This is a genomic window from Paenibacillus sp. FSL R5-0912 (assembly GCF_000758605.1).
In the GTDB taxonomy this organism is placed as follows: domain Bacteria; phylum Bacillota; class Bacilli; order Paenibacillales; family Paenibacillaceae; genus Paenibacillus_AQ.
Genome location: NZ_CP009282.1, coordinates 1,005,395 through 1,029,917, shown reverse-complemented (window position 1 = coordinate 1,029,917; position 24,523 = coordinate 1,005,395). Strand labels below are relative to the sequence as shown.

The 24,523-nt window shown below is 52.0% G+C and carries 21 protein-coding genes; 8 read left to right on the top strand and 13 right to left on the bottom strand.

Features of this window, described 5'->3' with window-relative positions:
• Positions 1-44: 44 nt before the first annotated feature.
• Both R50912_RS04440 and R50912_RS04435 read right to left on the bottom strand, forming a co-directional pair.
• Entirely contained in the window at positions 45-878 is an 834-nt protein-coding gene (locus tag R50912_RS04440; RefSeq protein ID WP_042232725.1) for a carbohydrate ABC transporter permease, read from the bottom strand.
• Positions 878-1,759 carry a carbohydrate ABC transporter permease gene (locus tag R50912_RS04435; RefSeq protein ID WP_042232723.1) on the bottom strand — a complete coding sequence of 294 codons (882 nt, stop codon included), beginning with the start codon at positions 1,757-1,759 and terminating at the stop codon, positions 878-880. Before R50912_RS04435 ends, R50912_RS04440 begins: the two co-directional genes overlap by 1 nt.
• Positions 1,760-1,892: 133 nt before the next feature.
• Between R50912_RS04435 and R50912_RS04430 the strand changes: the two genes are divergently transcribed.
• From R50912_RS04430 to R50912_RS35800, 3 genes are all read left to right on the top strand, one after another.
• Positions 1,893-3,731, top strand: coding sequence for a cache domain-containing sensor histidine kinase (locus tag R50912_RS04430; RefSeq protein WP_042232721.1), 1,839 nt, complete (start codon positions 1,893-1,895; stop codon positions 3,729-3,731).
• Positions 3,728-5,389 carry a helix-turn-helix domain-containing protein gene (locus tag R50912_RS04425; RefSeq protein WP_042232719.1) on the top strand — a complete coding sequence of 554 codons (1,662 nt, stop codon included), beginning with the start codon at positions 3,728-3,730 and terminating at the stop codon, positions 5,387-5,389. Before R50912_RS04430 ends, R50912_RS04425 begins: the two co-directional genes overlap by 4 nt.
• A 111-nt stretch (positions 5,390-5,500) precedes the next feature.
• Positions 5,501-5,596, top strand: a complete 96-nt coding sequence (locus R50912_RS35800) for a YjcZ family sporulation protein (protein WP_206744043.1) — start codon at positions 5,501-5,503, stop codon at positions 5,594-5,596.
• A 120-nt stretch (positions 5,597-5,716) separates the two neighbouring features.
• Here R50912_RS35800 and R50912_RS04420 read toward each other — a convergent pair whose 3' ends face one another.
• The 3 genes from R50912_RS04420 to yicI all read right to left on the bottom strand — a co-directional run bounded on the left by R50912_RS04420 (position 5,717) and on the right by yicI (position 9,980).
• Positions 5,717-6,004, bottom strand: a complete 288-nt coding sequence (locus tag R50912_RS04420; RefSeq protein WP_231637770.1) for a hypothetical protein — start codon at positions 6,002-6,004, stop codon at positions 5,717-5,719.
• A gap of 96 nt (positions 6,005-6,100) precedes the next feature.
• Positions 6,101-7,264, bottom strand: a complete 1,164-nt coding sequence (locus tag R50912_RS04415; protein WP_042232717.1) for an SGNH/GDSL hydrolase family protein — start codon at positions 7,262-7,264, stop codon at positions 6,101-6,103.
• Positions 7,265-7,658: 394 nt separating this feature from the next.
• The gene (gene yicI, locus R50912_RS04405) at positions 7,659-9,980 is read right to left on the bottom strand and encodes an alpha-xylosidase (protein ID WP_042232714.1); all 2,322 of its coding nucleotides are present in this window, start codon (positions 9,978-9,980) and stop codon (positions 7,659-7,661) included.
• Between the two features lie 127 nt (positions 9,981-10,107).
• Between yicI and R50912_RS04400 the strand changes: the two genes are divergently transcribed.
• The 3 genes from R50912_RS04400 to R50912_RS04390 all read left to right on the top strand — a co-directional run bounded on the left by R50912_RS04400 (position 10,108) and on the right by R50912_RS04390 (position 12,504).
• Positions 10,108-11,025, top strand: coding sequence for an AraC family transcriptional regulator (locus R50912_RS04400; RefSeq protein ID WP_042232712.1), 918 nt, complete (start codon positions 10,108-10,110; stop codon positions 11,023-11,025).
• A 76-nt stretch (positions 11,026-11,101) separates the two neighbouring features.
• Complete coding sequence (locus R50912_RS04395; RefSeq protein WP_042232711.1) at positions 11,102-12,016, top strand: YwqG family protein; 915 nt, start codon at positions 11,102-11,104, stop codon at positions 12,014-12,016.
• A gap of 137 nt (positions 12,017-12,153) precedes the next feature.
• Positions 12,154-12,504: a nuclear transport factor 2 family protein gene (locus tag R50912_RS04390; RefSeq protein ID WP_042232710.1), complete on the top strand. Its 351-nt coding sequence runs from the start codon at positions 12,154-12,156 to the stop codon at positions 12,502-12,504.
• A 145-nt stretch (positions 12,505-12,649) separates the two neighbouring features.
• On the opposite strand, the gene R50912_RS04385 is transcribed toward R50912_RS04390, so the two are convergent.
• Positions 12,650-14,734 (bottom strand): class I SAM-dependent methyltransferase, encoded by a 2,085-nt coding sequence (locus R50912_RS04385; protein WP_042232708.1) that lies wholly within the window; start codon positions 14,732-14,734, stop codon positions 12,650-12,652.
• Between the two features lie 176 nt (positions 14,735-14,910).
• Positions 14,911-15,753, bottom strand: a complete 843-nt coding sequence (locus R50912_RS04380; protein WP_042232707.1) for an NAD-dependent epimerase/dehydratase family protein — start codon at positions 15,751-15,753, stop codon at positions 14,911-14,913.
• Positions 15,754-15,870: 117 nt separating this feature from the next.
• On the opposite strand from R50912_RS04380, the gene R50912_RS04375 reads away from it, so the two are divergent.
• On the top strand, positions 15,871-16,704 hold the full coding sequence (locus tag R50912_RS04375; protein WP_042232705.1) for a helix-turn-helix transcriptional regulator: 834 nt from the start codon (positions 15,871-15,873) through the stop codon (positions 16,702-16,704).
• A gap of 291 nt (positions 16,705-16,995) precedes the next feature.
• On the top strand, positions 16,996-17,511 hold the full coding sequence (locus tag R50912_RS04370) for a hypothetical protein (protein ID WP_052415980.1): 516 nt from the start codon (positions 16,996-16,998) through the stop codon (positions 17,509-17,511).
• 13 nt (positions 17,512-17,524) lie between these two features.
• Here the strand turns inward: R50912_RS04370 and R50912_RS04365 are convergent, their stop codons facing one another.
• The 6 genes from R50912_RS04365 to thrC all read right to left on the bottom strand — a co-directional run bounded on the left by R50912_RS04365 (position 17,525) and on the right by thrC (position 24,498).
• A complete protein-coding gene (locus R50912_RS04365; protein WP_442950500.1) occupies positions 17,525-18,463 on the bottom strand; it encodes an alpha/beta fold hydrolase in 939 nt (312 codons plus the stop codon).
• Positions 18,464-18,645: 182 nt separating this feature from the next.
• Entirely contained in the window at positions 18,646-20,013 is a 1,368-nt protein-coding gene (locus R50912_RS04360) for a sensor histidine kinase (protein ID WP_042232701.1), read from the bottom strand.
• Complete coding sequence (locus R50912_RS04355) at positions 20,010-20,684, bottom strand: response regulator transcription factor (protein WP_042232697.1); 675 nt, start codon at positions 20,682-20,684, stop codon at positions 20,010-20,012. Before R50912_RS04355 ends, R50912_RS04360 begins: the two co-directional genes overlap by 4 nt.
• Before the next feature lie 101 nt (positions 20,685-20,785).
• A complete protein-coding gene (locus R50912_RS04350; protein WP_042232695.1) occupies positions 20,786-21,661 on the bottom strand; it encodes a radical SAM/SPASM domain-containing protein in 876 nt (291 codons plus the stop codon).
• 57 nt (positions 21,662-21,718) lie between these two features.
• Positions 21,719-22,705 (bottom strand): Gfo/Idh/MocA family protein, encoded by a 987-nt coding sequence (locus R50912_RS04345; protein ID WP_042232693.1) that lies wholly within the window; start codon positions 22,703-22,705, stop codon positions 21,719-21,721.
• 404 nt (positions 22,706-23,109) lie between these two features.
• The gene (thrC, locus tag R50912_RS04340) at positions 23,110-24,498 is read right to left on the bottom strand and encodes a threonine synthase (protein ID WP_042232691.1); all 1,389 of its coding nucleotides are present in this window, start codon (positions 24,496-24,498) and stop codon (positions 23,110-23,112) included.
• Positions 24,499-24,523 lie beyond the last annotated feature (25 nt).

The window sequence follows — 24,523 nt, the reverse complement described above, 5'->3', positions numbered from 1 at the left end:
TTGACTAATTTAACTGCTTAATATGTGGAACGGGAGCCCGGTGATTAACCCTTCACCGAGCCGGCCGCTATTCCCTCAACAATGTAACGCTGCATGAACAGATAGAAGATTACAATCGGGGCAACCCCGATAGTCAGCGCCGGAAGTGCCATATCCCATTGCTTCGTATACTGGCCGAAGAACGAGAAGGTAGCAAGCGGAATGGTACGCAATTCAGGTGCCTGAAGAATCAGCGATGGAAGCAGATAGTCATTCCAGATGCCCAGTGCATTCAGCACGATAATGGTCATCAGCATGGGCTTCAGCAGAGGTAGCACAATCCGGAAGAAAGCCGAGATCGGATTGCAGCCATCCACGGTTGCCGCTTCTTCAATTTCCAGCGGCACCGATTTGATGAAGCCGTGGAACAGGAAGATGGCCATCGGAATGCTAAGTCCCAGGTTGGAAATAATCAGACCCGCGAACGAGTTGTTGACCCCAATGATGTTTACGACCTTCAAGATCGGAATCATGATCGTCTGGAACGGAACGACCATTGCCGCTACGAACAGCAGCAACAGAACCTGGTTAAACCGGGTATTGGCACGTACCATGCGGTAAGCGGCCATTGCGCTGAACAGGGAGATCAGAATCACACTAATGATTGTGACGATCAGCGAATTGCGGAAGGCCTCGGAGAAACGGGCCAGCTTCCAGGCGTTAGCATAGTTTGACCACATGAAGGTCTGCGGCCAGCTTGCCGCATCGCTCAGAATCTCACCGAAGGATTTCACCGAGTTCGCCAGCAGGAAATAGAAAGGAGAGAGGAATAGAAGCGCCAGAAGAATCATAATTACTTCAATTCCAATGTTCCATCTGCCTTTAGTTTTAGCGTTCATTAAGCTTCTACCTCCTTGCTCTTCGTAAGACGAACCTGAATGACAGTGATCAGCGCTACAATGACGAAGAATAACAACGCTTTTGCCGTACCCAGACCGTAACGGTTGTTCAGGAAGGCTTCATTATAGATGTTCATGGCTACGGATTCCGTCGATTTGAACGGTCCGCCTTTAGTCAGCGACAGGTTCAGGTCGAACATTTTGAAGGACCAGGAAATGGCCAGGAACAAGCCGATCGTCACCGCAGGCATAATCAGCGGCACGATAATGTTGCGAAGCACCTGCATCCGGGATGCGCCGTCAATCTCAGCAGCTTCGAGCACTTCTTTGGACACGTTGCTGAGTGAAGCAATGTAGATAACCATCAGGTAACCGGAGGACTGCCAAATGAATACCATGACAATTGCCCAGAAGCCGGTGGTTGCATCCCCAAGCCAAGGAAGATTGAAGAAGGACCAGCCTGTAACATCGCCCATTGTGGCGAACCCTTTAATGAAAATGAACTGCCATATGAAACCAAGCAGCAATCCCCCGATCACATTCGGCATGAAGAATATGGTCCGGAGCATATTGCGTGTTTTTAAAGGTTTGGTCAGCAGATAGGCCAGGAAAAAGCCCACCACATTGGTCAATATTACTCCCAGTACAGTGAATCTCACGGTAAACCAGAAGGATGACCAGAAGTCGGGATCATTCGTAAAAATCGATTTAAAGTTCTGAACGCCCACCCAGCTTACATTACCTGATACGCCGTTCCAGTCTGTGAAGGAGTAGTACATCCCCATCAGAAACGGGATAATAGTAATCAAGGTAAAGAACAATAACGCCGGGCCAACGAAAAATAGCTGTTGACCAAATTGGGACAACTTATTGCCGCGCATTTAATGGCCCCCCTTTCTTTTGCTCACTTACTTGTTTATGATCTAAACATATTATCTGTTTTTTGCAGAACTCCTTACACCTACGCAGGTGATCTTTAGGGTGTAAAATATTGATCGGATGTGACAAGGCCCCATGAAGTGGAACAGTATCCGCACCAAACTGATTGTTTTTTTACTCCTGCCCACACTAATCTGTATTATGGCTACAATGTTCATTAACTACTCTTATACAACAAACTCATTAAGAACCCGGGCTGTCGATGAGAATAAGAATCTGCTGTACCAGGGCTACAAAAATATCAGCAGCCTCATTCAGGAGATCAACCGGCTGTCGCTGAGCGTATACGCCGACTCCGATTTTTACCGCCTGCTTGAAGCCGGTTATGATGATCTGTCTTCTGATATTGCAATTTATAATTCGCTCAGTTACATCTCTACTTCCCAGCCCAACATCTCACAGGTGTACTTATACGGCGTCAAAGACGGCAAGGCTACATTGATAACCGATAATACAACACCCAAGCGGTGGCTGGGGAATATGCCTTACCAGGAATCCAACCTTACGGGAAGCTCCCCGGTTAAAGTACAGGGCACTCATATCAGTAACGCCTACGGGCTGAAGCTGCCTATCATACAGTTCGTTCCGGAGCCGGTCTTTACGCTGCACCGCAGAATTGAACGCATCCCATCTACAGAAGCGCTAGGATTCTTATCGATTGATGTCAGGCTGAGCGCACTTGCCGATATTATGGACCAGCTGTACGAGCAGGATCAGGAGAACCTCTATCTGGTGGATGACAGCGGCACGCTCGTATACAGTAATGACAGCACCACGCTTGGCAAACCGCTGAATGCGGACTGGTATAACAGCCAGATTGCGGATAAGAGTGACTCGCAGGGTTATTTCGAAGAGAGCGGCGCCGTCTTTATATATCAGAGAATCGAAGGCGCGGGTCTCCACTGGACTCTGGTGAAGCAGATCCCTGTCTCCTATCTGTTCCGTGAAGCGCTTGAAGCGGCCCGGATCAATATGCTGCTGCTGGTGCTGCTGCTCATCACGATCATTATCCTGACCGTTCTGGTCTCCTTCCGGATTACCGCGCCGATCAAGCAGCTGACCCGGTATATGAACCAGGTGCAGACCGGCAATCTGGAGATTGATATCCGGCCGGCGGGCAAGGATGAGATCGGAGTGGTCACGGAGCATTTCCGCAGCATGATGGATACGATTAACAATCTGATTCTGCGGGAGTACAGGCTGGAGCTGTCGAACAAAACCAATGAGCTGAGGGCACTGCAATCGCAGATCAATCCGCATTTCATGAACAACACTCTTCAGATTATCGGTACACTCGCTCTGGAGCTGAAGGTGCCGCAGATCTACGGGCTGCTCTCGGCACTGGCCAAGATGATGCGCTACAGCATGTACAATGATGAGAAGATTGTGACGATCCAAAATGAGCTGGAGCATGTCAAAGCTTATATTGAGCTGCAGAAGGAACGTTTTGAAAATAAGTTCAGTTTCCGCTACGATATGGAAGAATCGCTGCTGCAGGCGCTGATGCCCAAGATGATCCTTCAGCCCATAGTGGAGAATTACTTCAAGCACGGTTTCAATCTGGACCGTACGGACGGATTCATCGAGATTACCGCAGCCCCCCTTACCTCCGGACGGATGGAAATCAGCATTCAGAACAACGGTCTGACCATTCCGGCCACCCGGCTGGAGGCGCTGCGCAAGGAGCTGGAGCAGCCCAGAGCCGTTGAGCCTGTTAATCTGAGTCATACGGACAACAAGGACGGTTACAGCAAACGCGATGCGCCCGGCGCCGGCATCGGCCTCGTGAATGTGCTGGCACGGCTGCGGCTGGTGTGTGGGGATAATGCCATGCTGACAGTGGATAATCTTAAGGCCGGCGGGGTAATCATCCGGCTGGAAATTGATATATTAGTGGAGAGTGAACGGATATGAAGGCGCTTATAGTGGATGATGAAGCAAGAGTCCGGAAGGCGGTCCGGCTGCTGGTGGACTGGGATGCCCATCAGATTGATGAGATTCTCGAAGCGGGGAACGGCAATGAAGCCATCCAGCTGATCCGCAAGGAGAAGCCGGCGCTGGTGGTTATGGATATGATGATGGAATCGGGGAACGGTGTTGAGCTGATGACCTGGGTAGATGAATTCGCCGGCAACACCAAATTCATTGTCGTCAGCGGGCATAATGATTTCGATTTCGTACGCCAGACCGTACGCCACGGCGGAATAGATTATATTCTTAAGCCGATTGAAGCAGATATGATTAACAACGCGGTGTCCAAGGCGGTTGCCGCCTGGCGTTCCGAAGAAGCGGAGCGCAGCCACCGCCAGCGTCAGAGCCTCCGGCTGAATGAGATTAAGCCAATCTACGGAGAGAAGCTGCTCTCCGCATTGATTGACGATAAGGTTAATGCCGAAGCCTCGCTGCGCAGGCTTATTGGGGACGGCATCATGCCGCAGAGTGCCAAGACCTCGCGGCTGATTCTTGTGCAGACGGACAGCGGCAACAATCCGCTGCTCAAACGGTTCGGGGGGGACAGCGAACTGCTGTACTACGCCATTGTGAACATCTGTAATGAATTTCTGCAGCAGCAGAATAACGGAATCGCCTTCCGGTATTGGGGCGGCCCCCCGGAGATTGCCATCATTCTCTGGGATGGCCGGGAATCTGTAGTCGAGCTGATCAGCCGGATCAATCAGGGAATCTACCATACCCTGCAGTTCCGTATGCATTTCGGCATCAGCACCGCAGGCCACTTCCCCGGACAGCTGCCGGCGCAGCGCACAGAAGCCGCCGAAGCCCTGCTCCGGAGGAATCTGCTAAGACATGAGGATTATTGTCACTTTGCTCCGGTTGCAGGAGAAGGCGGCTTCCCGGCAGGCAGCCAGGTGCGCAGCAGTGCCGATGCCGAAGCGCCGCTGAATTTCGCTGATGTCCAGGACGATTGGCGGATGGCTGTAATCAGCGGCACTCCCGAAACAATGTCCGCGGCTGCACAGCATTGGACCCATGAACTCAGCCGCCGCGGTGTGGTTACCCCGCAGATGCTGAACTCATGGAAAGCGGACGCACTGCTGTTCCGCTCCCGGCTGGTCCGGGAAGCACTGGGAAGCCTGGCCGACAGCGTGCTGGCTGAGCTTGAGCAGGAGGACCTCCAGCACCCGTCTCCGCTGCCAAGCGGCTACTCCTTCTCCCTGTTCGCCTGGCGTGACTGGTCCTTCGCGCTGATGCAGCGCCTGTCTCAGATACTCTCGGCCAGACAGATTAAAGAGCGGAATCCGATGACGGAGATTATTAAGTATATCGAGCAGAACTACCCGTCCGATCTCTCCCTGCAGGAGGTTGCCGGCAAATTCTATGTCAGCCGCGAGTACGTCTCGCGCAAGTTCAAACAGGAATACGGCATCAACTTCTCTGACTATATCGTCAACGTCCGGATCGAGAAAGCCAAGCTGCTCATGCAGAATCCAAACCTGAAGCTGGTGCAGATCTCGGAGATGGTCGGCTTCCACGACGTCAAATATTTCAGCAAGGTATTCAAGAAACAGGTCGGCTGCTCACCGAAGGATTACCGTGTACAAGTTTCCCCATAACAGAATGGATGCCAGAACTCATTGCAGTTCTCTTGGTCAATTGTCTATACCATGATGGCCGAAAGTGCATATCATGGTTCTGAAAGATGAACTTGCGAAGGAGGTAAGGCGATGAGCGGTTGCGCAAATGTCGGCGGACTTTTCACTTCTACCACTACAATTTTAGTACTCTATATTCTACTGGTGATTATTCTCAAAACATTCTAACCCGGTGAACGCAAAAAAGAGGCTATCCTAAAAGCCATCATATGGCCGCTTGGGATAGCCTTTGCCTTGAATACCGCCCATCCATTAGCCTATAACAGCTTATGAGACAGCCAATTCAAGTTAGGACAATAAAACTATAACCAGCAATTCGTACAGTACCAGGGTCAGGATGGCTTCTTCACTGCTTCCGAAGAAGGCGCGTCCTGCTCCATGATGATTCTGTACCCCCAGGTAAAACAATCCCCTGTCACAGCCGAGAATTCTCCCTGTAACGACTTGACCGTCAATCGTCTGCACCTGGACAATCTGGTTTGCATGTTGTCTGCATACATGGTGCATGTGATGTCTGATCGACTTCATACTTTGAATATAATTCTGATCTGCCTGATACAGCACTTTTGGCTGCACTTGTACTCCCGCTTGCATTCCCACTACAGGCACACTACCCTTCTGTTAATGTACTACATAGTATGCCTAGCCGGTTCAAGGGGTTCTTTATGCTTCTTAAGCGTACCAAGCCAAAAACGCTTCCGCTACCGCCTTACCGGCATGGCCGTTCGGATGCGGATCAAACTCGTCGCTCATATACTCCGGCTTGATTCTGTGATCTGCCGGAGCCGGCACGGACAGCACCGCAGCGATGTCGAACACACGGTTCACACCAGCCGGAGGGTTCGTAAGGATGCTTTCATTGACACTGCGCCAGGCCGTTTCGCGGTCACCTTCGAAGTTGAACGGCGGCACGGTACTGAGAATGACGGAAGCGCCTTGGCGCGCTGACTTGATCTTGGCGATGATATGCGTAAGATCCTCCAGCAGTTCCTCAGCCGAACGTTGCCCGATATCCAGATCGTTAACGCCAAGCACAATCAGCACCTCATCTCCCTGCAAGGCTTTGTGCAGCCAGGCGCCATCCGTGGCCACATCATAGGCCCGGCCCCAGCCGGAGCCTATATTCCACAGCCCGTACTCCGCCCCCAATCCTTCAGCTATTCTTGCCGTCCAGAAGGCGTATTCATCCTTGGCAGTCCGCACTCCCTGTGTAATCGAATCCCCGAGGAATACCAGCTTCTTCGCTACTTCCTTTTTATACCCGAGGAAGCTTGGCAATACCTGCAGCTTATCCGATACGCTGAAAGCATCTGCGGTTTCCTGCGCAGCCAGATTGCCCGGCGCGTCGTAGCCGGAGACCAGCATACCCTCCACGTTGAAGGGAACCGACTTGCCGGCATCCGCCTTAAGGGTCCAGGTAAAGGCCAGATAGTGCCCTTCCGGCAGATCCAGCCGGGCTTCATCGCTCCAGAACTTCTCGCCCGGCTTCACCAGCCGGGAGGCCTCGCCTGCGAAGGTAAACGGAACCTGCGAACCAGGCACGACAGTGCCATCCGGATCGGCTCCGCCATCAGCCATATATGCCGCTTCGATGCTCCACTCCCCGCCCGGTTCACTCGCTGTAGACTCCGCCCCCATGTCCCATGTCGAATCCACAGCATTGCTGTGCCAGAACTTCAGCGTCAGGCTTCCATTCTCCCGCAGGCGGATATAGGTCCGGTATGTATGGGTGAACGGCTCCGGCGAGTTCATAATATGATTGGCGGCTGCGGACAGCGCTGTGGCTGAAGTGAATTCCGGCTGGCTTAGCACTCCTGTATTCACTTTATTGTTCATAGCATTCTATTCTCCTATCGTTTCTTACAGAAATTGGATTATCCAGTTCTCAGCACACCTGTAATGAATGGAAAAGGCGATAATGTTGTACATTCTACTTCTATGCCTGAATAATAGGCAATTTGAGAGAATTTGTTGTACGAAATACATGAATTCCCCCGCAAAGCAGCCGGGAGAAGGCGAAATGCTGCCTTTTATACAACAATTCTGGATTAGGATTGATAATATGAGGAAAATGTTGTATTTCGTGCAGGATTTGCGCGGCAAGAACAGCTTGAGAAGTTCCAATAGCCTCAAATACCGTAACCGTTGTTCAATCCTCAAAAAACTCCCTGATACACCGGGGACGAATGTCCCCCGTCATCAGAGAGCTTGAGTATGAGGCGGTATAAGCTTATTTCAGCGTAATGGTGAACGATACGGATGTAGCTCCGGCGTTTACCTTCACTGTAGTTTCATCTGCCTGCTCCGCACCTTCTACGGAAGCGATAGCGCCAAGATCCTTCACAGCAAATGTGAATGCTTTGCCGCTGCCTTCAGCAGTTACAGTTACGGTGTTGCCGCTGCGTGCAGCTTCTACCTTCAGCTCAGGAGCGCCGTTGATATCGCGTACAGTTGCAGTTGTTGCCTTGCCATCCTCAAGGGAGTACAGACCAAACTTCACGCCTTCAGCGAAATCATAATCCGGACGGCTGTCCTCGCTGCCTACTGCAAGCAGGGAGTTCTGACGTACGAACAGCGGCAGGCTGAAGAAGTCATGCTTCTCCTTGCGCCATGATCCGCCCTCTACGGTTTCACCGTTCAAGAGATGCGTCCAGCGTCCGGCCGGCAGATAGTATTTCACTTCGCCGTTCTCCTGGAAGATTGGAGCCACGAGCAGAGAATCACCCAGCATGTACTGGCGGTCCAGCACTTCGCAGGTCGGATCTTCCGGGAATTCCATCACCATCGCCCGCATCGAAGCCCAGCCCTGCTCATGCGCCTGTCCGGCTACATCATACAGGTAAGGCATCAGGCTGCATTTGAGCTTCGTGAAGAAGCGGGTAACGTCCACGGCTTCATCATCGTAAGCCCAAGGCACACGGTACGAGGTGCTGCCGTGCAGACGGCTGTGGCTGGAGAGCAGGCCGAAGGCCAGCCAGCGCTTGAAGACATGCGCCGGAGCGGTGTTCTCGAAGCCGCCGATATCATGGCTCCAGAAGCCGAAGCCGGAGAGGCCGAGCGACAGGCCGCCGCGCAGGCTTTCTGCCATGGACTCGTAATCTGCGTAGCAGTCGCCGCCCCAGTGAACCGGGAACTGCTGCCCGCCGGCGGTTGCCGAACGTGCGAAGACTGCCGCTTCATTTTTGCCAAGCTTCTCTTCCAGTACTTCAAAGACAACTTTGTTGTACAGCTGAGTGTAGTAGTTATGCATTTTCTGCGGATCGGAGCCGTCGAAGTAGACAACATCCGTAGGAATACGCTCGCCGAAGTCGGTCTTGAAGCTGTCTACACCCATGTCCACCAGGCCGCGCAAGTAACCTGCATACCATTCACAAGCCGCAGGGTTCGTGAAGTCCACGAGGCCCATGCCCGCTTGCCACAGATCTGTCTGGTAAACATCGCCGGTGGCTTTTTTGAGCAGATAGCCGTTCTTCTTGCCTTCTTCAAACAGCGGTGATCGCTGTCCGATATACGAGTTGATCCAGACGCAGATCTTAAGCCCCTTGTCATGCAGGCGTTTCAGCATGCCCACAGGGTCCGGGAACACACGGGAATCCCACTGGAAATCGGTCCATTGGTATTCGCGCATCCAGAAGCAGTCGAAGTGGAACACATGCAGCGGCAGGTCGCGCTCTGCCATGCCTTCTACGAAGGAGTTAACCGTAGCTTCATCGTAGTCTGTAGTGAACGAAGTCGTCAGCCACAGGCCGAAGGTCCATGCCGGTGGCAGCGCAGGCTTGCCGGTCAGGGAAGTATATTTAGTAATAACTTCTTTAATAGTCGGTCCTTCAATAACGAAGTATTCCAGGCTCTCTCCAGCTACGCTGAATTGGGCTTTTTTCACCTTCTCAGAAGCGATTTCATAAGAAACCAATTCAGGCTGGTTCACGAATACGCCGTAGCCTTTGCTGGTTACATAGAACGGAACGTTCTTGTAGGCCTGCTCGGAGCTGGTACCGCCATCCTTGTTCCAGAGGTCAACCACCTGGCCGTTCTTCACAAAAGCAGTGAAGCGTTCGCCCAGACCATACACGAATTCGCCGATACCGATATCCAGCTCTTCGCGCATGAACGTGTTACCGTCCTGATCCGTGATATAGGCCATCGATTTGTAACCGCTGCCTGTAATGCGCTCGTCGCCGCGGTAGAAGTCTACCGACCAGTGAGTTCCCTTGTTGATGACCACGCGGAGTCCGCCGCTGATCAGCACGGTCTGTGCTTCGGTTTCTTCGATTTGAACATGATCGCCTGTTCCCTTAGTCAATTCAAAGGAAGGACCACGGTCGATAACGCCGTCATTATGAATAATCTTAATCCCAACCACACCCGGAAGCGGGGAATGGAATTTTACGGTGAGCAGTGTAGAGTTCAGTGTTGCCGAACGTCCTGTAATCGGAGTTGTCTGCGTAATTGCTGTCAGACCTTCTGCAGTTTTTTCCACCGCATAGTTCTGAACTGCACCATTGATTGTAATTCCGTCGCGAACCAGCCAAAGGCCGTCTGTAAATTTCATGTGTGCACTTGCCACCCTTCAATTTGGTGTTTATAGTTGCATTATAACGATAACAAAATCACAAAACTAATAAAATATAGCTTATTTATAACACTATTTTGATATTCTTCTCTCAAGGAGGGCTATAATGGACCGCACATCGCAGCGATTGCTCAAAGAAGACCGTGAACACGGGGATGTTATGTTTCCCTTGGCCGCCTATTGGATAGAGCTCCCGGCCGGAGCCCCTGTCCTGGATACCCACTGGCATGAGGAAGCGGAGTTCTTCCTGCTGCTTGAAGGCGAGATTCTCTTTCAGGTGGATACGGATTATTTCACGCTCCGCCCCGGCGAAGCCGTGTTTATTGAATCCGGTGATATTCATGCCGCCTACGCGGTTAAGGACACTCCCTGCCGGTTCTGTGCACTTGTCTTTCACCCCGATCTCCTGGCCAGCGCCCAATATGATACGATACAGCAGACTGTAATTCTGCCGCTTCAGGAGAAACGCCAGAGCTTTCCGCGTCACATCACCTCCTCCGTCCCTTGGCAAGGGGAGCTTCTGCTGCACCTGGAGCGGATGATGGAGGCATATGATAATAAAATGCCCGGATTCGAATCCTTTATGAAAGGAACTTTGCTCATCATGCTCTCTCAGATTGCGCCGCCGGGACGTTCGGTGAACTACAGCCAGTCGGCAGGCGTGGATACCACGAAGATCGACCGGCTGAAGAAAGTCATCCTCTATATCCAGGACAATTATCAGGAGCCGATCCGCACCCGCGATCTGTCAGAGCTGATTCCGATGAGTGAGGGGCAGTTCTGCCGGTTCTTCAAAAGCATGACCCGCAAGACGCCCGTCGATTATATCAACTCCTACCGGATCCGCCAAGCCGCAGCCCTGCTGCAGCAGAGTGACCGCAAAATCTCCGATATCGCCATGGATGTCGGCTTCGACAACGTCAGCTACTTCATCAAAGTCTTCCGCAAAGCGATGAACTGCTCGCCTTCCGAATTCCGCAAGGATGCTATGCCGGTAGCCGGTCAGGGCCAGCTTTATCCATAAGATCAATGGAATAATTTCGAACTGACAAATTTAACCGGCCCGTGTAGAATAGCAATTTAGAAGGGCGGGAGAAACTTTGAATACATTTAAGATAATAATAGCGTTTATACTACTGCTCCGCTTCTTAATAACAGGTGATGCAGCAGGCAGCAATGATACCTCCATATACAAGCACCCGCTGGCATCTGATCAAATCACAGACCCTTCCATGGGTGAGATCCGCTTGATGCTGGGAGAAGCAGGTCTTGATAAGTATTGGGATACATTGAAACATCACATTCTGCCCGGATTCTACATGGTTCCTAAAATGACAGATGAAACGGAAATCAAGCTTGGCGCCAGCAAAATCGGGGGACATCCTGATATGCCCTCTTCCTTTCAATGGCCTTCGTGGAAGAACCATCCCATGTCGTTTGTCGCTCAAATCAATCTTGAAGAGTTCCCTATGAATTTGGTTAACCCGGGGTATCCGGCTACCGGAATTCTCTACTTTTTCTACGAGTATGATTATGAGGTGTGGTATAACAGCGATGACTATGATTCAGACAAGAAGAATAATAATGTTGTATATTACTCCCCTGAAACTACAGAATTGGTTCGAATGGAGCCACCGATGACATTATCGGAAGATCAATTATTCAGATCCGCGCTGCTCGAAAAAAAGCTTGAATTAACGATTCCCGATTCAGATTATCTGGAAGCCAACCATCTGATGAACAACGAAACGGACTTGAACCGCTATTCCCTGGAATTCAGACCGAAATTACTGATTACTTACGACCGTGGAATCGGATTCCGTTTCCTGGGCCATATGACAGCACTGCAATACGGAGGTCATCCCAGCGATGAGATTCTATTATTCCAGGCTGATTCTGATGATCAGATCGGGATGGAATGGGACTTGTCCGGTTTGTTGCATTTTTTCATCAAAGCGGATGATTTCAAAAAATTATTCTTCGAGAATATCTATACGTATCGCGTGGGGACGTGAGGTCAGCGGGTTCGATAGGATCGCTCATCTCTCTATTCACCCTCCAATCTGCTTACGGATGCCCGGATACGTTTAAGTTACGTGTAAGGGTGGAGCCATGCCGCTTCCGCTACTCTACTTACAGGAGGCAGATATCCATGAATCAACATGTTACCTTGCCGAGTGAGGTACAGGAGTATTACAATGCCATCAACCACTATCAGCCTGAAGCCTTTATTGATTTGTTCACTCCCGGCGCCAGCGTTAAGGATAACGGTAAAGAGATTGCGGGCAGGGAGGCTATACAGGCTTGGGGGGAAGCAGAGCTGTTCTCTGCCAAGGTCCGCTACACGATCATGGAAATCGAAGAATCCGGAGAAGCCATCGCTGTGACAGCAGAGATGGAAGGGGAATTTAACAAGAATCGCGTTCCCGCTCCGCAGCTGTTCAGACATGAGTTCACGGTGCAGGGCGGTAAAATCAGCACCCTGATCATCACGCTTAAGTAGCCGGACAGGATCATTCTCTTCTAGTATGGTCCGCAACGCGATGCTTTCCCATTATATGCCGGCAAATACCGATTGAAAAAAGGGCATTACCAGGCCGGACACGGCTGCGGTAATGCCCCTTTTTATGTTCCACTCAAGCCCGGCTTCAGCCTGCCTTACGGATTACAATGAAGCAGGTGCTGTCCGGCAGTGCGACCGCCTGCCCGCTCTCATCCATCACCACGACCCGATCCTGCAGCGCCTCCGTATACCCTTCCTGCAGGTAATGGCGGAAGACTTCAATCTTCGCCTGATCACCAAGCGTCTGCTCAATGAACGCAGCATACTGCGAAGGGGTGAAGTATCCAAACTGCTCCTGTACTTCATGGATGTAGGCTTCTTCCCCCCACGTATACGTGTACAGGAATTCCATCGCATCATTCACCGGCATAAGGACCTCCTGACCGCCAAGCTGCTCATACCGGATACTCCGGCCGGCAAAATCCTTCGCATACCGCTCCAGCCACGCCATTCCGTCATCCTCCAGAAACCGCACTCTTCGCTGCTGATCCTCCGGCTCACTCATAATACCGTCGCGGACAATAATGACTCCGCCGTCCGCCAGCACACCGAAGGCGCTGGTTAGCGCTGCAGCAACCGTCCCGTGATTGAACTTCTTCCCATCCAGCGGCACATAAGAATACAGCTCATGCAGGATGGAGGAGAAAATCACCGTGTCGACCGTGCCCGCCTCCACGTAATCCTTCAGGTTCAGCGCATCGCCCTGCAGCACCTCCCAGCGGCGGTCTTCCCGCTGCTTGCGCTGCCGCAATGCTTCAATAACATTGCTGGAGATATCGATGCCGACCGGAATCACATCCGGCATCCGCTGCTCAATCAGATCCAGCAGCACCCCGCCGCCCGGCCCGATGTCCAGCACCTTGCGGCCGGTGACGTAATCCAGAATGACCGCCTTATAATCCGCCGTATCATTCATCTGGCTTAAGTACGTATCCTCGTTATGGAAGCGGTCGAACGCATCCCGGCGCAGATCGAACAGGTCGAACAGCAGCAGCACCGCCCGTTCATACAGCGCCGACTTCTCGGCCTCGGTGCAGAATTCAATCAGCTTCTCAGCCGCCGGGGAGAATTCGAAATGGAAGAACAGCGTATCAGGCAAATGCTCCTTCCGCAGCAGCCGGTGCAACAGATGCGGATTGACCGAAGGCTGCTCCCCGCTATAGATCTCTGTCCAATCCAGCTCAGACAAGTATTTCTCAATGATCCTTTTCTTGTACACGTTGATCTTCTTGCTGCCCTTGTAGTCATAATAAATGCTGTTCATCACCGCTTCGAAGCTGATATGGTGGAGAGCGGACAAATCACTGCTAGCCGAGAGGCTTACTACTTTGAGGAACTGCTCCAGCGAGAAGGTCTGCAGTGCAGATTCCACATACCAGAAGGTGACAGGCTGCAGCGGCTCCAGTACAGCAGGATTGAAGCCCTCCTGCACAAGACTGCTCCACTCCGTCTCATAATCCTCACCCTGCGCGATAGATCCGGAGCGCATTCTCCGCAGACGCTCCTTCATCGGCACTTCAGCATGCAGATTACCCGAGGAGATTACGGCAATCAGCTCCATCACCTGAGGACGAACCTCCTGCCACAGCTCCGGGGCTACAGCTGAGATTATGCAGTGATTCAGCGCGAACAGCAGCCGCTCCAGCTCATCTGCGGTCAGCAGCCCCTGCTCCACCAGTCCGGATAATGGAAGATTGACCGAAGGCGGAACCTCGCCGCGGATCTGCTGCCCGATCAGCCCGTGGGTTTCGATCAGCCGGTGCACGATCAGCCGCTTATCCGCAGAGGCAGCGTCCTCCCGGTCATCCTCTCCACAACGCCAGTACAGCTGTGCCGAACCGATATTATGCACAAATATATTAATGCCGTCCTTCTGCCAGCTCCTGCGCTGCCGGATCGTACCCCCCTTGGCAGTCTCCGACCAGATCAGCGTCTCTTCAGCCAATTCCCTGATCCAGTAGGATAGCGGCAGACTGTCCAGTACACGCAGGCTCCGCTCTACATAATCCAGCACCGGACTCTGCTGCTCCAGTTCCCCCAGCGATTCCACCCGTTCGAGGTTCACAATCGTCTGCTCGGCCTGAGCGATATATTCCAGCCACAGACATCCTTCACCGGGGAGTCTTCCTTCTTCACGGTATGTTTCAATAGCCTGCAATGATTTCAGCATTTGCCTGCCTCCCTATGTAATAACGATCTCTATACAATAGCCCTGCTGGCTGCGGTTGAATCATGAAAAACTGTTCATACAACAAACCGCAAGCTTCTGAAGAGAAGCCTGCGGTCAAGAAAATGCATTACTATTGTATATTGTATACCAGATTGCCGGGAGAAGATAAATCCAATTTAAAGTGCACCTGCATCCCTCGCCGTATAGAAGGACGGGAAAATCGGCCGGTAATGTAGTTCATCCCTGATCCGGGTGGTATCGATGACTCCCTCCCATGGATTGAATTCCTGCTGCTGGGCTGCCGGGGGAATTTCCAAATGATGCAGCTTCAGCAGCTCCGCAATGGAGATCGGTGCATCGTCGCCGACGTTGTAGATCCGGCCATCTATCCCATCTGCGGAGGCTGCGAGCAGCAGGGCCTGACCCACATCTGCATGGTGCGCCATATGCATTCTTTTCGCCGGATTCCAGTTGCCTACGAGCGGGAGAAATTCTGTGATATGCGGGTCCCGCTCACCATAGACAAAAGGCAGCCTTACAATGCGCAAGCCTAATCCATGTTCATGATGAAGCTGCAGCAGCGCTGCCTCAGCCTTGGCTTTGGACTGCGGATAAGCAAACGCCGGCTTCAGCTCGTCATCCTCCTGACTGGGTCCCGCGTTACTTCCGGAGCCATAGACATTATTGGTGCTCGCAAAAACAAACCTTGGCACCCCTGCCTCCAGTACTGCCTTGGCCAGAGCGATGCTGCCATCGAAATTGGATATCCAGGTGGTGTTCTCGTCTACCCCGCGGAACTGAGCTGCCAGATGAAACACAACATCAATCCCCCGGAGAGCCTCCACATAATGGTCCGGCTGCAGAAGCTCGCCTTCTACAATCTCAGCCCCCAGCTGCTTAAGCCAATCTGCCTTGGCAGCATCCCTAATCAACAGCTTAACGTGATGACCGCGCTGCAGCAGACGCGGAACAAAACGGCTTCCTACTTTACCGGTGGCTCCTGTGACAAAGATGTTCATTGTTCAAATCCTCCTAAGTGTATAGATGCTATACTGGCAGTATAATAGAATGCGGCAGTAGCATCCTTCCTGCGTTTATCGTAGGACTACCACTGTCAGGATAAGGAGGAGTTCAACATGGAAGAGATTCCTTCCAGGATGCCGTTAGGAGAATTTCTGCGTTCGCGCCGGGAACGTCTGACTCTTGAAGATGTCGGGTTAGTATCTTATGGAAGACGGCGGACTCCGGGTCTCCGCAGGGAAGAAGTGGCCCAGCTTGCCCATATCGGAACCTCATGGTACACCTCTCTGGAGCAGGGTAGAAGTATCCATCCTTCAGAGGATGTACTGAATAACATAGCAGGCGCGCTGCGGCTAACGGAGGATGAACGTCACCATCTTCATCTTCTTGCCAGACCGGTGCAGCAGCAGGCCGTAGAAGATCAGCAACTGAATACAGGCCTGGAACGGATGATCAAGGCCCTGGAGCCCAATCCGGCCTTCGTAATCGGGAGAAGCTGGGATTTGCTGTTATGGAATCAGGCAGCGGAGTTAGTGTTCGGCTTCCCTTCATTCTCAGAGGGTAAGCAGGAGCGTCCCAACTGGATGAGACTGCTGTTGACGACCGGGAAGCGGAGATTGAATCTGGAGGACTGGGAGAGTAAAGCAGAGGTCCTCGTTGCACGCTTTCGTGCCGATTACGCACATTTCCCTAATGACCCGAGGCTCAAGGAGCTTATCGGAGAATTTATGCAGAGCAGCCCGCTGTTCCGCGAGAAATGGCCGCTGCATGATGTTCAGGTTGTAACGGACTGCCACAAACAGTGGAATGCGCCGGGCATCGGAGAGCTGGAGTTTGAACATGTGACCCTGCAGCCTCAGGGCCATCCGGATCTGAAGATCATGATTTATACAGCTACTGCCGAAACAGCTGCGCGTCTGCAAAGTCTAATGAACACCAGCGAACATTAATCATGCAGTTATGGGTTCAAAAATAACAGCAGCAAACCAGGACATGATTCCCCCCGTCCACGGTTGCTGCTTAGCGGCTGCGTATGGAGCTTACCATTCCTCAACTGGAACTTCGGCGGGTCCTCATGGCTCATCCAGCTCTGGAGCGGACTGAGATTCCCCTATTGAGGAAGATCTCGGCAAATTGCGGGTAATTCGGACTGAGTCCGTTTCAGCCTTATTATGAGTTTTTTTGGTGAAATAAGGGAATCTCAGTCCGCTCAGACCTCCAACTAAAGGTGGTAATGATATATGGCTGCTTCTGAGGATAACAGTCTAGACACCCTGAATTTTGAAATGTTGGTTGATATATCCAAGAAATATACGAATATCTCTAAGCAGAAACGGGTATTAGCTCCGGTAGTTACTTCAACTATATCTCTATATGTAAATGGACTAAGGCTAAATGAAGACGAGGGTGAAGTATTTGTAGTCACTGAGTTCTTCGAATCCCTTACCCGTCAAGGGAGAATCCCTATGTATACCTGCTCGTGTGGTATTTTTGGTTGCGGAGGATTTTATATTGATGTTTTGTATAAGAAAGAAACAGTCATTTGGGGTACAGAACAAGCTACTTTCACCAAGTATATTTTCTCAAGGGGCAATATCGTACGTGTTGCAGAGGGATTGATTAATAAGCTGGTGGAATTACACCAATTGTTACAGGAGCATGGGCTTCAGACTTTTCATGATATTGAAGCCACAAAAAAGCGGCAACCCAGGACCCCTTGTCCCGGGCTGCCGCTGTTTCTGTTTACCAGAATATAGCGCAAAGCTTCTATTATTTAACCTGTTCCATGAACGCTTTGTAATCCTGAACGATCTCTTTAGACAGGGTATGGTGTAAGTAATGCTCCCCTTCAAGCGGGATCAGTTTGCCATGCGCAGAATCCTTCAACTGCCCTTCATGCAGCGTCTGCCAGCCCTCAACATCAGTATTATTGGCTTGTATGAAGAGGAGCAGCGGGAGCTCTTTAGGGAATGTCAAAGCCTGAGCCGCTGTAAAGTTATCATTGAAATGTTTCATTTCATTCATGGTAGTGTCGTTGCTGGAGTTTTTATTCGAGATCATGTTCATCTGCTGCTTGATATGATCATCAAACGGCAGGCCGGCATAGGGATCACCGCCTACTTTCTTGAGCAATCTCATCAGACCTGATTTGTCGAGGAATTTGAACATTCCGACTGGCATTTCAGCATCCATGCCCCCTTGTGTCGGCACACTGCTGTCGATTCCTACAAAAGCAGTCACTTCATCTGTATACTTGTTCACATAATCCAGCCCGTATATACCGGCAATGGAATGCCCCATCAGCGTATAACGGTTAATACCCAGCTGCTGCAATGCCTCATGAATTTCACTTGCAATATTATCGTTAGTCCGTTCCTTATCGGTTCTATCACTTAATCCATAGCCGAACGGCTCAACCGCCACCACCGTGTAGAACGGAGACAACTCATCGATCAGCGGTTTGAAATCCAGTGCCGGAGCGCCCGTGCCATAACCAGGCAGCAACACCACAGTTTCCTCGCCCGTCCCTTGAATCAGTACATTCATCTTTTTGCCGTCTACAGGCACCAGCTGGCCGTAAGACTCAATTTTCCCCAGCTCCGATTTGCTGCTGATGATATTCACTACAAACACAACGGCTAAGAAAAGCACTATGGCGATCATTATTGCCGCAATAGATTTAAGCGTAACCCTAAGCCATTTTTTCATTATACATGCACCTGTCCTCATCGTTTGATAAGATCCTTACGAACCAATAAGGTAAGCTTACACAATGAAGATGTACTCCCCGTGACGGCAATATGAACGGAATATGAACAGCTGCAATTGGAAAAATGCTGCGGCTCTCTGCCCAAGCAGGAGCCTTGAGCTGTATGCCGCAGCAGAAGAGACTAATCCGCCGGTGCAGCGACCGGCAGGGTGACAATGAAGCTCGCACCCCGCCCCGGCTCACTCTCCACCCGGATATCGCCTTGATGGAGCAAGACGATTTGCTTAACGATGGCCAGTCCCATACCGCTTCCGTTATACTGGCGGCTGCGGGAACGGTCGGCCTTGAAGAATCGTTCGAAGATCCGCTTCTGATCCTCTGGCGAGATCCCAATGCCCGTGTCTGAAATCCTTATCGTTACATTCTTGCTGTCTTGTCTGAGGCTGACGCTGATCACGCCGCCATCCCTGGAGAATTTGATGCTGTTCCCCAGCAGATTCGTCCACACCTGATTGAATTGATCATGGTCAGCCGTCAACCGGACGGCCTTCAGATGAAGCTCGAAGCTAATACTGCGGGCCGACCATTGCGGCTGGAGTGCCACGATTACCCGTCTGATTTGTTCATCCAGGCTGAACGTGGTGAGCTGGAGCTGCTGTGACTGCGATTCAAGCAGACTGAGCTTCAGCAGACTGTCGCTCATCTTGGACATCCGCTCCGCTTCGCTGATGATAATATCCAGATAACGGTTCCGCTCGCCCTCCGGGATATTCATCTGCTTAAGCGCCAGCGCATACCCGGATATGGAGGTCAGCGGTGACTGAACTTCATGCGATACATTGGTGACGAATTCCCTGCGCATCTGCTCCAGCTGCTGCAGATCACGCATCATCTCTTCGAAGCTGCGCGCCAAAGCACCAAGCTCACCCTTCTGCTTAATATTCAGCTTCACATTGAAATCTCCGGCTGCGATCCGGCGGGTTGCAGTGGTCAGCTTTTTGATCGGCCGGACGAGGAACATAGCAGCCACCAGAATCACAAGACTTCCTGATCCTAGCGAATAGAGCGAAAAGTTCAGAAGCCATTTCAGCAAAAAAGGGGTGGACGGGGGACCGGTGGATTCTACAAACAGCGCTTTCGTTCCTGCATCCGTTGGGAGCGGCAGCCCCAGAAGAATAGTGGATACCCTGCTCGGATTGACTTGAACAATGTCCCCGGCCAATACTTGCCTCACTTGCTCCATAGTCACTCTAGCCGGCTTATTTCCGTTAAGCTCCCCGTAAGTCTGAAACTGGCCTGTCTCTTCATAAATACGGATATGGTAGGATGAGAGCTGGTTTATTCCGCGTACGAACGCATCCGCTTCTGCCAGCGGAAAGGTGTCGTAGATCCGGACGATGTCCTTCCCGAAGTGCAGCAAAGGGATTTGCATATTCTCGTTCAATTTATCCCGGAATAGCCAAGTGGCCATAAAAAAGGAGATGACCGTCCCCCCGATTACGGAGACCAGGAAGGTCAGGACTACGCGGGTATATAAGGATTTGATCATTCGGTAACCTCAAGCCGGTAGCCCAGCCCGCGCACAGTCTCAATGCGAAAATCAGGTGTGGCCGCAAACCGTTCCCGTAGCCGCTTGATATGCACATCTACCGTCCTGTCATCCCCGGGATAATCTATTCCCCAGATCTGATCGATCAGCTGCTCACGCGTATAGACTTGTCCCGGCGTTCCGGCAAGCTTATACAGCAGTTCGAATTCTTTGAGCGGCAGAGACATAGATTCTGTACCGCTGATCACCTTATAGGTCTGCCGGTCAAGAGTAGTGTTGCCGAACCGTATCATCTGCGCGCTGCCAATCCGGTACCGTTTGAGCAGCGCCCTGACGCGGACTGTCAGCTCCAGCGGATCAAACGGCTTGGTCAGGTAATCATCCGTGCCCAGCTCGAACCCTTTCACCTTCTCCCAGGTCTCGCCTCTGGCTGTCAGCATCAGCAGCGGAAGCTCGGGATTGGCTCTTCTGAGCTCCTTGCATAACGTCCAGCCGTCCATCACCGGCATCATAATATCCAGTATGACAAGATCAATCTGCATGGAGGCGTAGACGGCCAGTGCCTCTTTGCCGTCTGCAGCTTCAGCTGTTGTGTATCCGTCGTTACGCAGAAATAGGCAGACGAGTTCGCGGATGTTCGCATCGTCGTCTGCAACAAGTATAGTAGGCATCCGTTTCCTCTTTTCCTATAGTCGGGCCTGTACTGATATCCAGATATAAGCTTAACTTCCCCTGGGGCAGCTTCCTGTATTCACCAGCACCCGCTATCCCGCTAAGTTCCGAACCGCTGCCGGTACCCGCATTTGCGGCACAGCTCCTCCACCGCTTCACGGCGGGAGAAGCCATAGAACAGGTTGTTCGCCCGCTCACCCTCAACAATCTCGGAGAACGGCGTCTCGTGAATGTTGCCAAGGTTGATTACCCCTTCGCCATCGAGACAGCACGGCACAACCGTGCCGTCCACCAGCACCGCCGCCTGGCTGCGCAGCGCATGGCAGAAGCCCTTGCCGTCGTCCTCCGGCTCATGAAGAGCCGGCCATCTGAACTCGTGATCCTGGTTCAGATAGACACGCGGGGCAATCTTCACCCCGCTGCCGGGGACAACCTTCTCTTCGATCCGGTAGTCGAGCCCGAAGGCCTCCTCCAGCAGAGCCAGCGTCTCGCGGTTGCGGCTTTTCTCCAGATTCGTCCGGTTGTCCTCCGTCAGGTTCCACAGCCGGAACGAGACAATGACGCCCTGGGCGGATATCTCCCGGACGAAATGAATAATCTCCGACACATAGCCTTCGCGGTTCTCGGAGCCTGCGTGGCCGTCGAAGCTGTGCAGCGAGAAGTTCATCTGCCGCAATGCCGGCTTGCCCAGCAGCTTCGGCCCCGCCTTATGGATCAGCGTCCCGTTAGTCGTGATGTTGACCTTGAAGCCTTTGGCATGCGCTGCATCCAGCAGCTCACCAAGCTTCGGATGGAGCAGCGGTTCGCCTTTGACATGCAGGTAGATATGATTGCTATGCGGTTTAATCTCATCGAGTATGGTATGGAACGTCTCCAGCTTCATGAAATTCTTCTGCCGCTCGGTTGGCGGACAGAAGCTGCAGGCCAGGTTGCAGACGCTTGTAATCTCGATGTATACCTTTTTGAAAGTTTTCAAGTTCCGCTCCCCTTTTCCAGTCGTACATCCTAATTCAGGCCGTACATGCCCGTACAGCTATAGATCTGAGGCGTAGCGCAGACCCATCTGCGCTCTGGCATCTTCCATCAGCTCGGCGACCGCCAGGGAATTCGCGTGGCTGTTAATTCCGCTCTCCCGCTGGCCGCTTTTCAACAGATGAATGAACTCCTGAATCTCATAATACATCGGCTCGAACACCTGCGGCAGCGTAAGCTCTTCGATGGTGCCGTCACGGTAATGGATTTTGACCTGATACGGCTGGTTGATCTTGTCGATGACCATCGTCCCGTTCTCGCCCTGAATCTCAGCCGGCAGATAAGAGTCGGCAATCTTGGAATGCATAACCACGGCATCCATATCCGGATAACGCATCACCATGCTGCCTTCGCCGTCCACTCCGGAGGAGAGCAACATGCCCACTGCCTTGACCGAATCCGGCTTGCCGAATAAAGCCACCATGGGATACAGGCAATAGATGCCCAGGTCCATCAGCGAGCCGTTCGAATATTCCGGATTGAAGGCGTTCAGCACTGTCCCCTGACGGTAAGCATCGTACCTCGATGAGTATTGACAATACCCGGCGAAATATCGCCGCACTTGACCCAGCTTATATAAATTATCCCGGATTACGCCAAAATTCGGCATAAAGGTCGATTTCATCGCTTCCATCAGCAGCACATCATTGCTGCGCGCCGCGTCAATCATCGCCTTCAGCTCTCTGCTGTTGGAGGCAGCCGGCTTCTCGCAGATCACATGCTTGCCATGGTTCAGACAGATCAGGGACTGCTCCGCATGCATCGAATTGGGGCTGGCGATATAAACCGCGTCCACCTCTGCGCCGGTTACCATCTCCTCCAGATCCGTATAGATCGATGCCCCTGCATATTTTGCGGCAAAAGCCCGTCCCTTCTCCTCAGTGCGGGAATACACGGCTGTGAGGATAAATTCCTCATTCTCCAGTCCGGCTTGAACGAAGCGGTCAGTAATCCAGTTAGTGCCTACGACCCCGAAACGAATTGTCATGAATGATCCCGTCCTTTTTGTAGATATAAGATTTCATCTGCTTCACATGATATACTTTTCCTTCTATTTCCCGCTGAAACGTATATCGTCGTCCTGTGAAGGACGGCATTTACATTTCTGCTTGTTATACTGAGCTATAACTGCTATTTTCTCATTCCGTGGTAGGTATGTCCACTTTTCATCTGTAATTTCCGACAAATTCCGCTAGATTCCGCTTGTGAAAAAAAGCACCTGCATAAATGCAGCCGCTTCGCCTCTTATGCAGTCTTTTATGCATCGTCTATACGGTGTTCATCCGCAGCGTGAGGCCTATAACAGTACAACAAACAACCCGGGCTCTACTGGGAGCCCGGGTTGTTTGTTAATATTCAGGCGGCGGGCCACTACCCGACCCGCAGGCCATTTTAACCGTAAAAAGCCTGCAGCTGGCGCACAATCTCCGCCTTATCATGATCGACCACGACCTGATGCTGCGGCTGCTCGAACAGGGCAGCAATCTGCGCCGGGAATTCCTGCTTGATGCCGGTCAGGGCAATCGCCTCGTCAAACTTGGCGGGATGCGCTGTCGCGAAGGCGATGCTTGTCTCATCTGCTGTGCTGAACTTCTCGTAAGCCGCAACGCCGCAGGCCGTATGCGGGTCCAGCAGGTAGCCGGATTCCTGCTCATATTTGGCAATGATCTCGAGGCACTGTGCGTTCTTAACGCCGAGCGCGGAGAAGTCGGCCTGCACCCGGGCAAACAGCTCGCCGTCAACCGTAATGGCGCCTTCACTCTGCAACGCTGCCATATATTCGGACAGCTTCACTGTATCCTCACCGAGCAAATAATACAGATAACGCTCGAAGTTGCTTGCTACCTGGATATCCATCGACGGGCTATAGGTGCCTGTGAAGCTGCCCGGTTTGTATTCGCCGGTTAACACGAACCGTTCGAGAATGTTGTTCTCATTGGTGGCGATGATCAGCTTGTGGATCGGCAGCCCCATTTTCTGCGCCAGGAAGCCTGAGAAAATATTGCCGAAGTTCCCCGAAGGCACGCTGATATTCACCTTCTTCTTGTCACTCTCCGGAAGCTGCAGGTAGGCATAGAAATAATAGACCGTCTGTGCCAGAATTCGCACGAAGTTGATCGAGTTGATCGCCCGCAGGTGATACCGTCCCTTGAAGTCGAGGTCGGCGAACAGCTCCTTGATGATCTTCTGGCAATCGTCGAAGTTGCCCTCCACGGACAGGTTCAGCACGTTGCTGTCATCCACGGTCGTCATTTGCAGCTCCTGCACCTTGCTGACCTTGCCATGCGGATGAAGAATACAGATCTTGATGCCTTCCTTGCCGCGAACACCCTGGATTGCAGCCGCACCGGTATCGCCCGAGGTTGCGCCGAGAATATGAATAATTTCGCCCCGCACCTTGGCAATATAGGAATACAGCTCACCCATGAACTGCAGCGCCACATCCTTGAAGGCAAACGTAGGCCCGTGGAACAGCTCCAGCACATACAGGGAGTCGTTTACTTTGTGCAGCGGCGTGACTTCCGGAGCTCGGAAATTGCCGTAGCTGGTGTAGACCATTTCTTTCAAGTCATCATAGGGAATTTCATCATTGGTATAGTAGGAGAAAATCTCAAGGAACAGCTCCTGGAAGCTGAGGCTTCTCCATTCTTCAAGCTTTGCAGGGGAAACCGCAGGAATCTGAAAAGGCACCATCAACCCGCCATCATCCGCCAGCCCCATCAGAACCGTGTCAATAAAGCCTCTTGCTTCCACCTTGCCTCTTGTGCTTACATACTCCATACCGCCTCATCCTCCTGAACCCCTC

Bases quoted from the DNA above. Each gene is read 5' to 3' on its own strand.
- R50912_RS04430 (WP_042232721.1), top strand. From the start codon at position 1,893: ATGAAGTGGAACAGTATCCGCACCAAACTGATTGTTTTTTTACTCCTG.
- R50912_RS04365 (WP_442950500.1), bottom strand. From the start codon at position 18,463: ATGAAAAAATGGCTTAGGGTTACGCTTAAATCTATTGCGGCAATAATG.
- R50912_RS04390 (WP_042232710.1), top strand. From the start codon at position 12,154: ATGAATCAACATGTTACCTTGCCGAGTGAGGTACAGGAGTATTACAAT.
- R50912_RS04425 (WP_042232719.1), top strand. From the start codon at position 3,728: ATGAAGGCGCTTATAGTGGATGATGAAGCAAGAGTCCGGAAGGCGGTC.
- R50912_RS04370 (WP_052415980.1), top strand. From the start codon at position 16,996: ATGGCTGCTTCTGAGGATAACAGTCTAGACACCCTGAATTTTGAAATG.
- R50912_RS04375 (WP_042232705.1), top strand. From the start codon at position 15,871: ATGGAAGAGATTCCTTCCAGGATGCCGTTAGGAGAATTTCTGCGTTCG.
- thrC (WP_042232691.1), bottom strand. From the start codon at position 24,498: ATGGAGTATGTAAGCACAAGAGGCAAGGTGGAAGCAAGAGGCTTTATT.
- yicI (WP_042232714.1), bottom strand. From the start codon at position 9,980: ATGAAATTTACAGACGGCCTTTGGCTGGTTCGCGACGGAATTACAATC.
- R50912_RS04360 (WP_042232701.1), bottom strand. From the start codon at position 20,013: ATGATCAAATCCTTATATACCCGCGTAGTCCTGACCTTCCTGGTCTCC.
- R50912_RS04400 (WP_042232712.1), top strand. From the start codon at position 10,108: ATGGACCGCACATCGCAGCGATTGCTCAAAGAAGACCGTGAACACGGG.
- R50912_RS04435 (WP_042232723.1), bottom strand. From the start codon at position 1,759: ATGCGCGGCAATAAGTTGTCCCAATTTGGTCAACAGCTATTTTTCGTT.
- R50912_RS04380 (WP_042232707.1), bottom strand. From the start codon at position 15,753: ATGAACATCTTTGTCACAGGAGCCACCGGTAAAGTAGGAAGCCGTTTT.
- R50912_RS04440 (WP_042232725.1), bottom strand. From the start codon at position 878: ATGAACGCTAAAACTAAAGGCAGATGGAACATTGGAATTGAAGTAATT.
- R50912_RS04345 (WP_042232693.1), bottom strand. From the start codon at position 22,705: ATGACAATTCGTTTCGGGGTCGTAGGCACTAACTGGATTACTGACCGC.
- R50912_RS04415 (WP_042232717.1), bottom strand. From the start codon at position 7,264: ATGAACAATAAAGTGAATACAGGAGTGCTAAGCCAGCCGGAATTCACT.
- R50912_RS35800 (WP_206744043.1), top strand. From the start codon at position 5,501: ATGAGCGGTTGCGCAAATGTCGGCGGACTTTTCACTTCTACCACTACA.
- R50912_RS04385 (WP_042232708.1), bottom strand. From the start codon at position 14,734: ATGCTGAAATCATTGCAGGCTATTGAAACATACCGTGAAGAAGGAAGA.
- R50912_RS04355 (WP_042232697.1), bottom strand. From the start codon at position 20,684: ATGCCTACTATACTTGTTGCAGACGACGATGCGAACATCCGCGAACTC.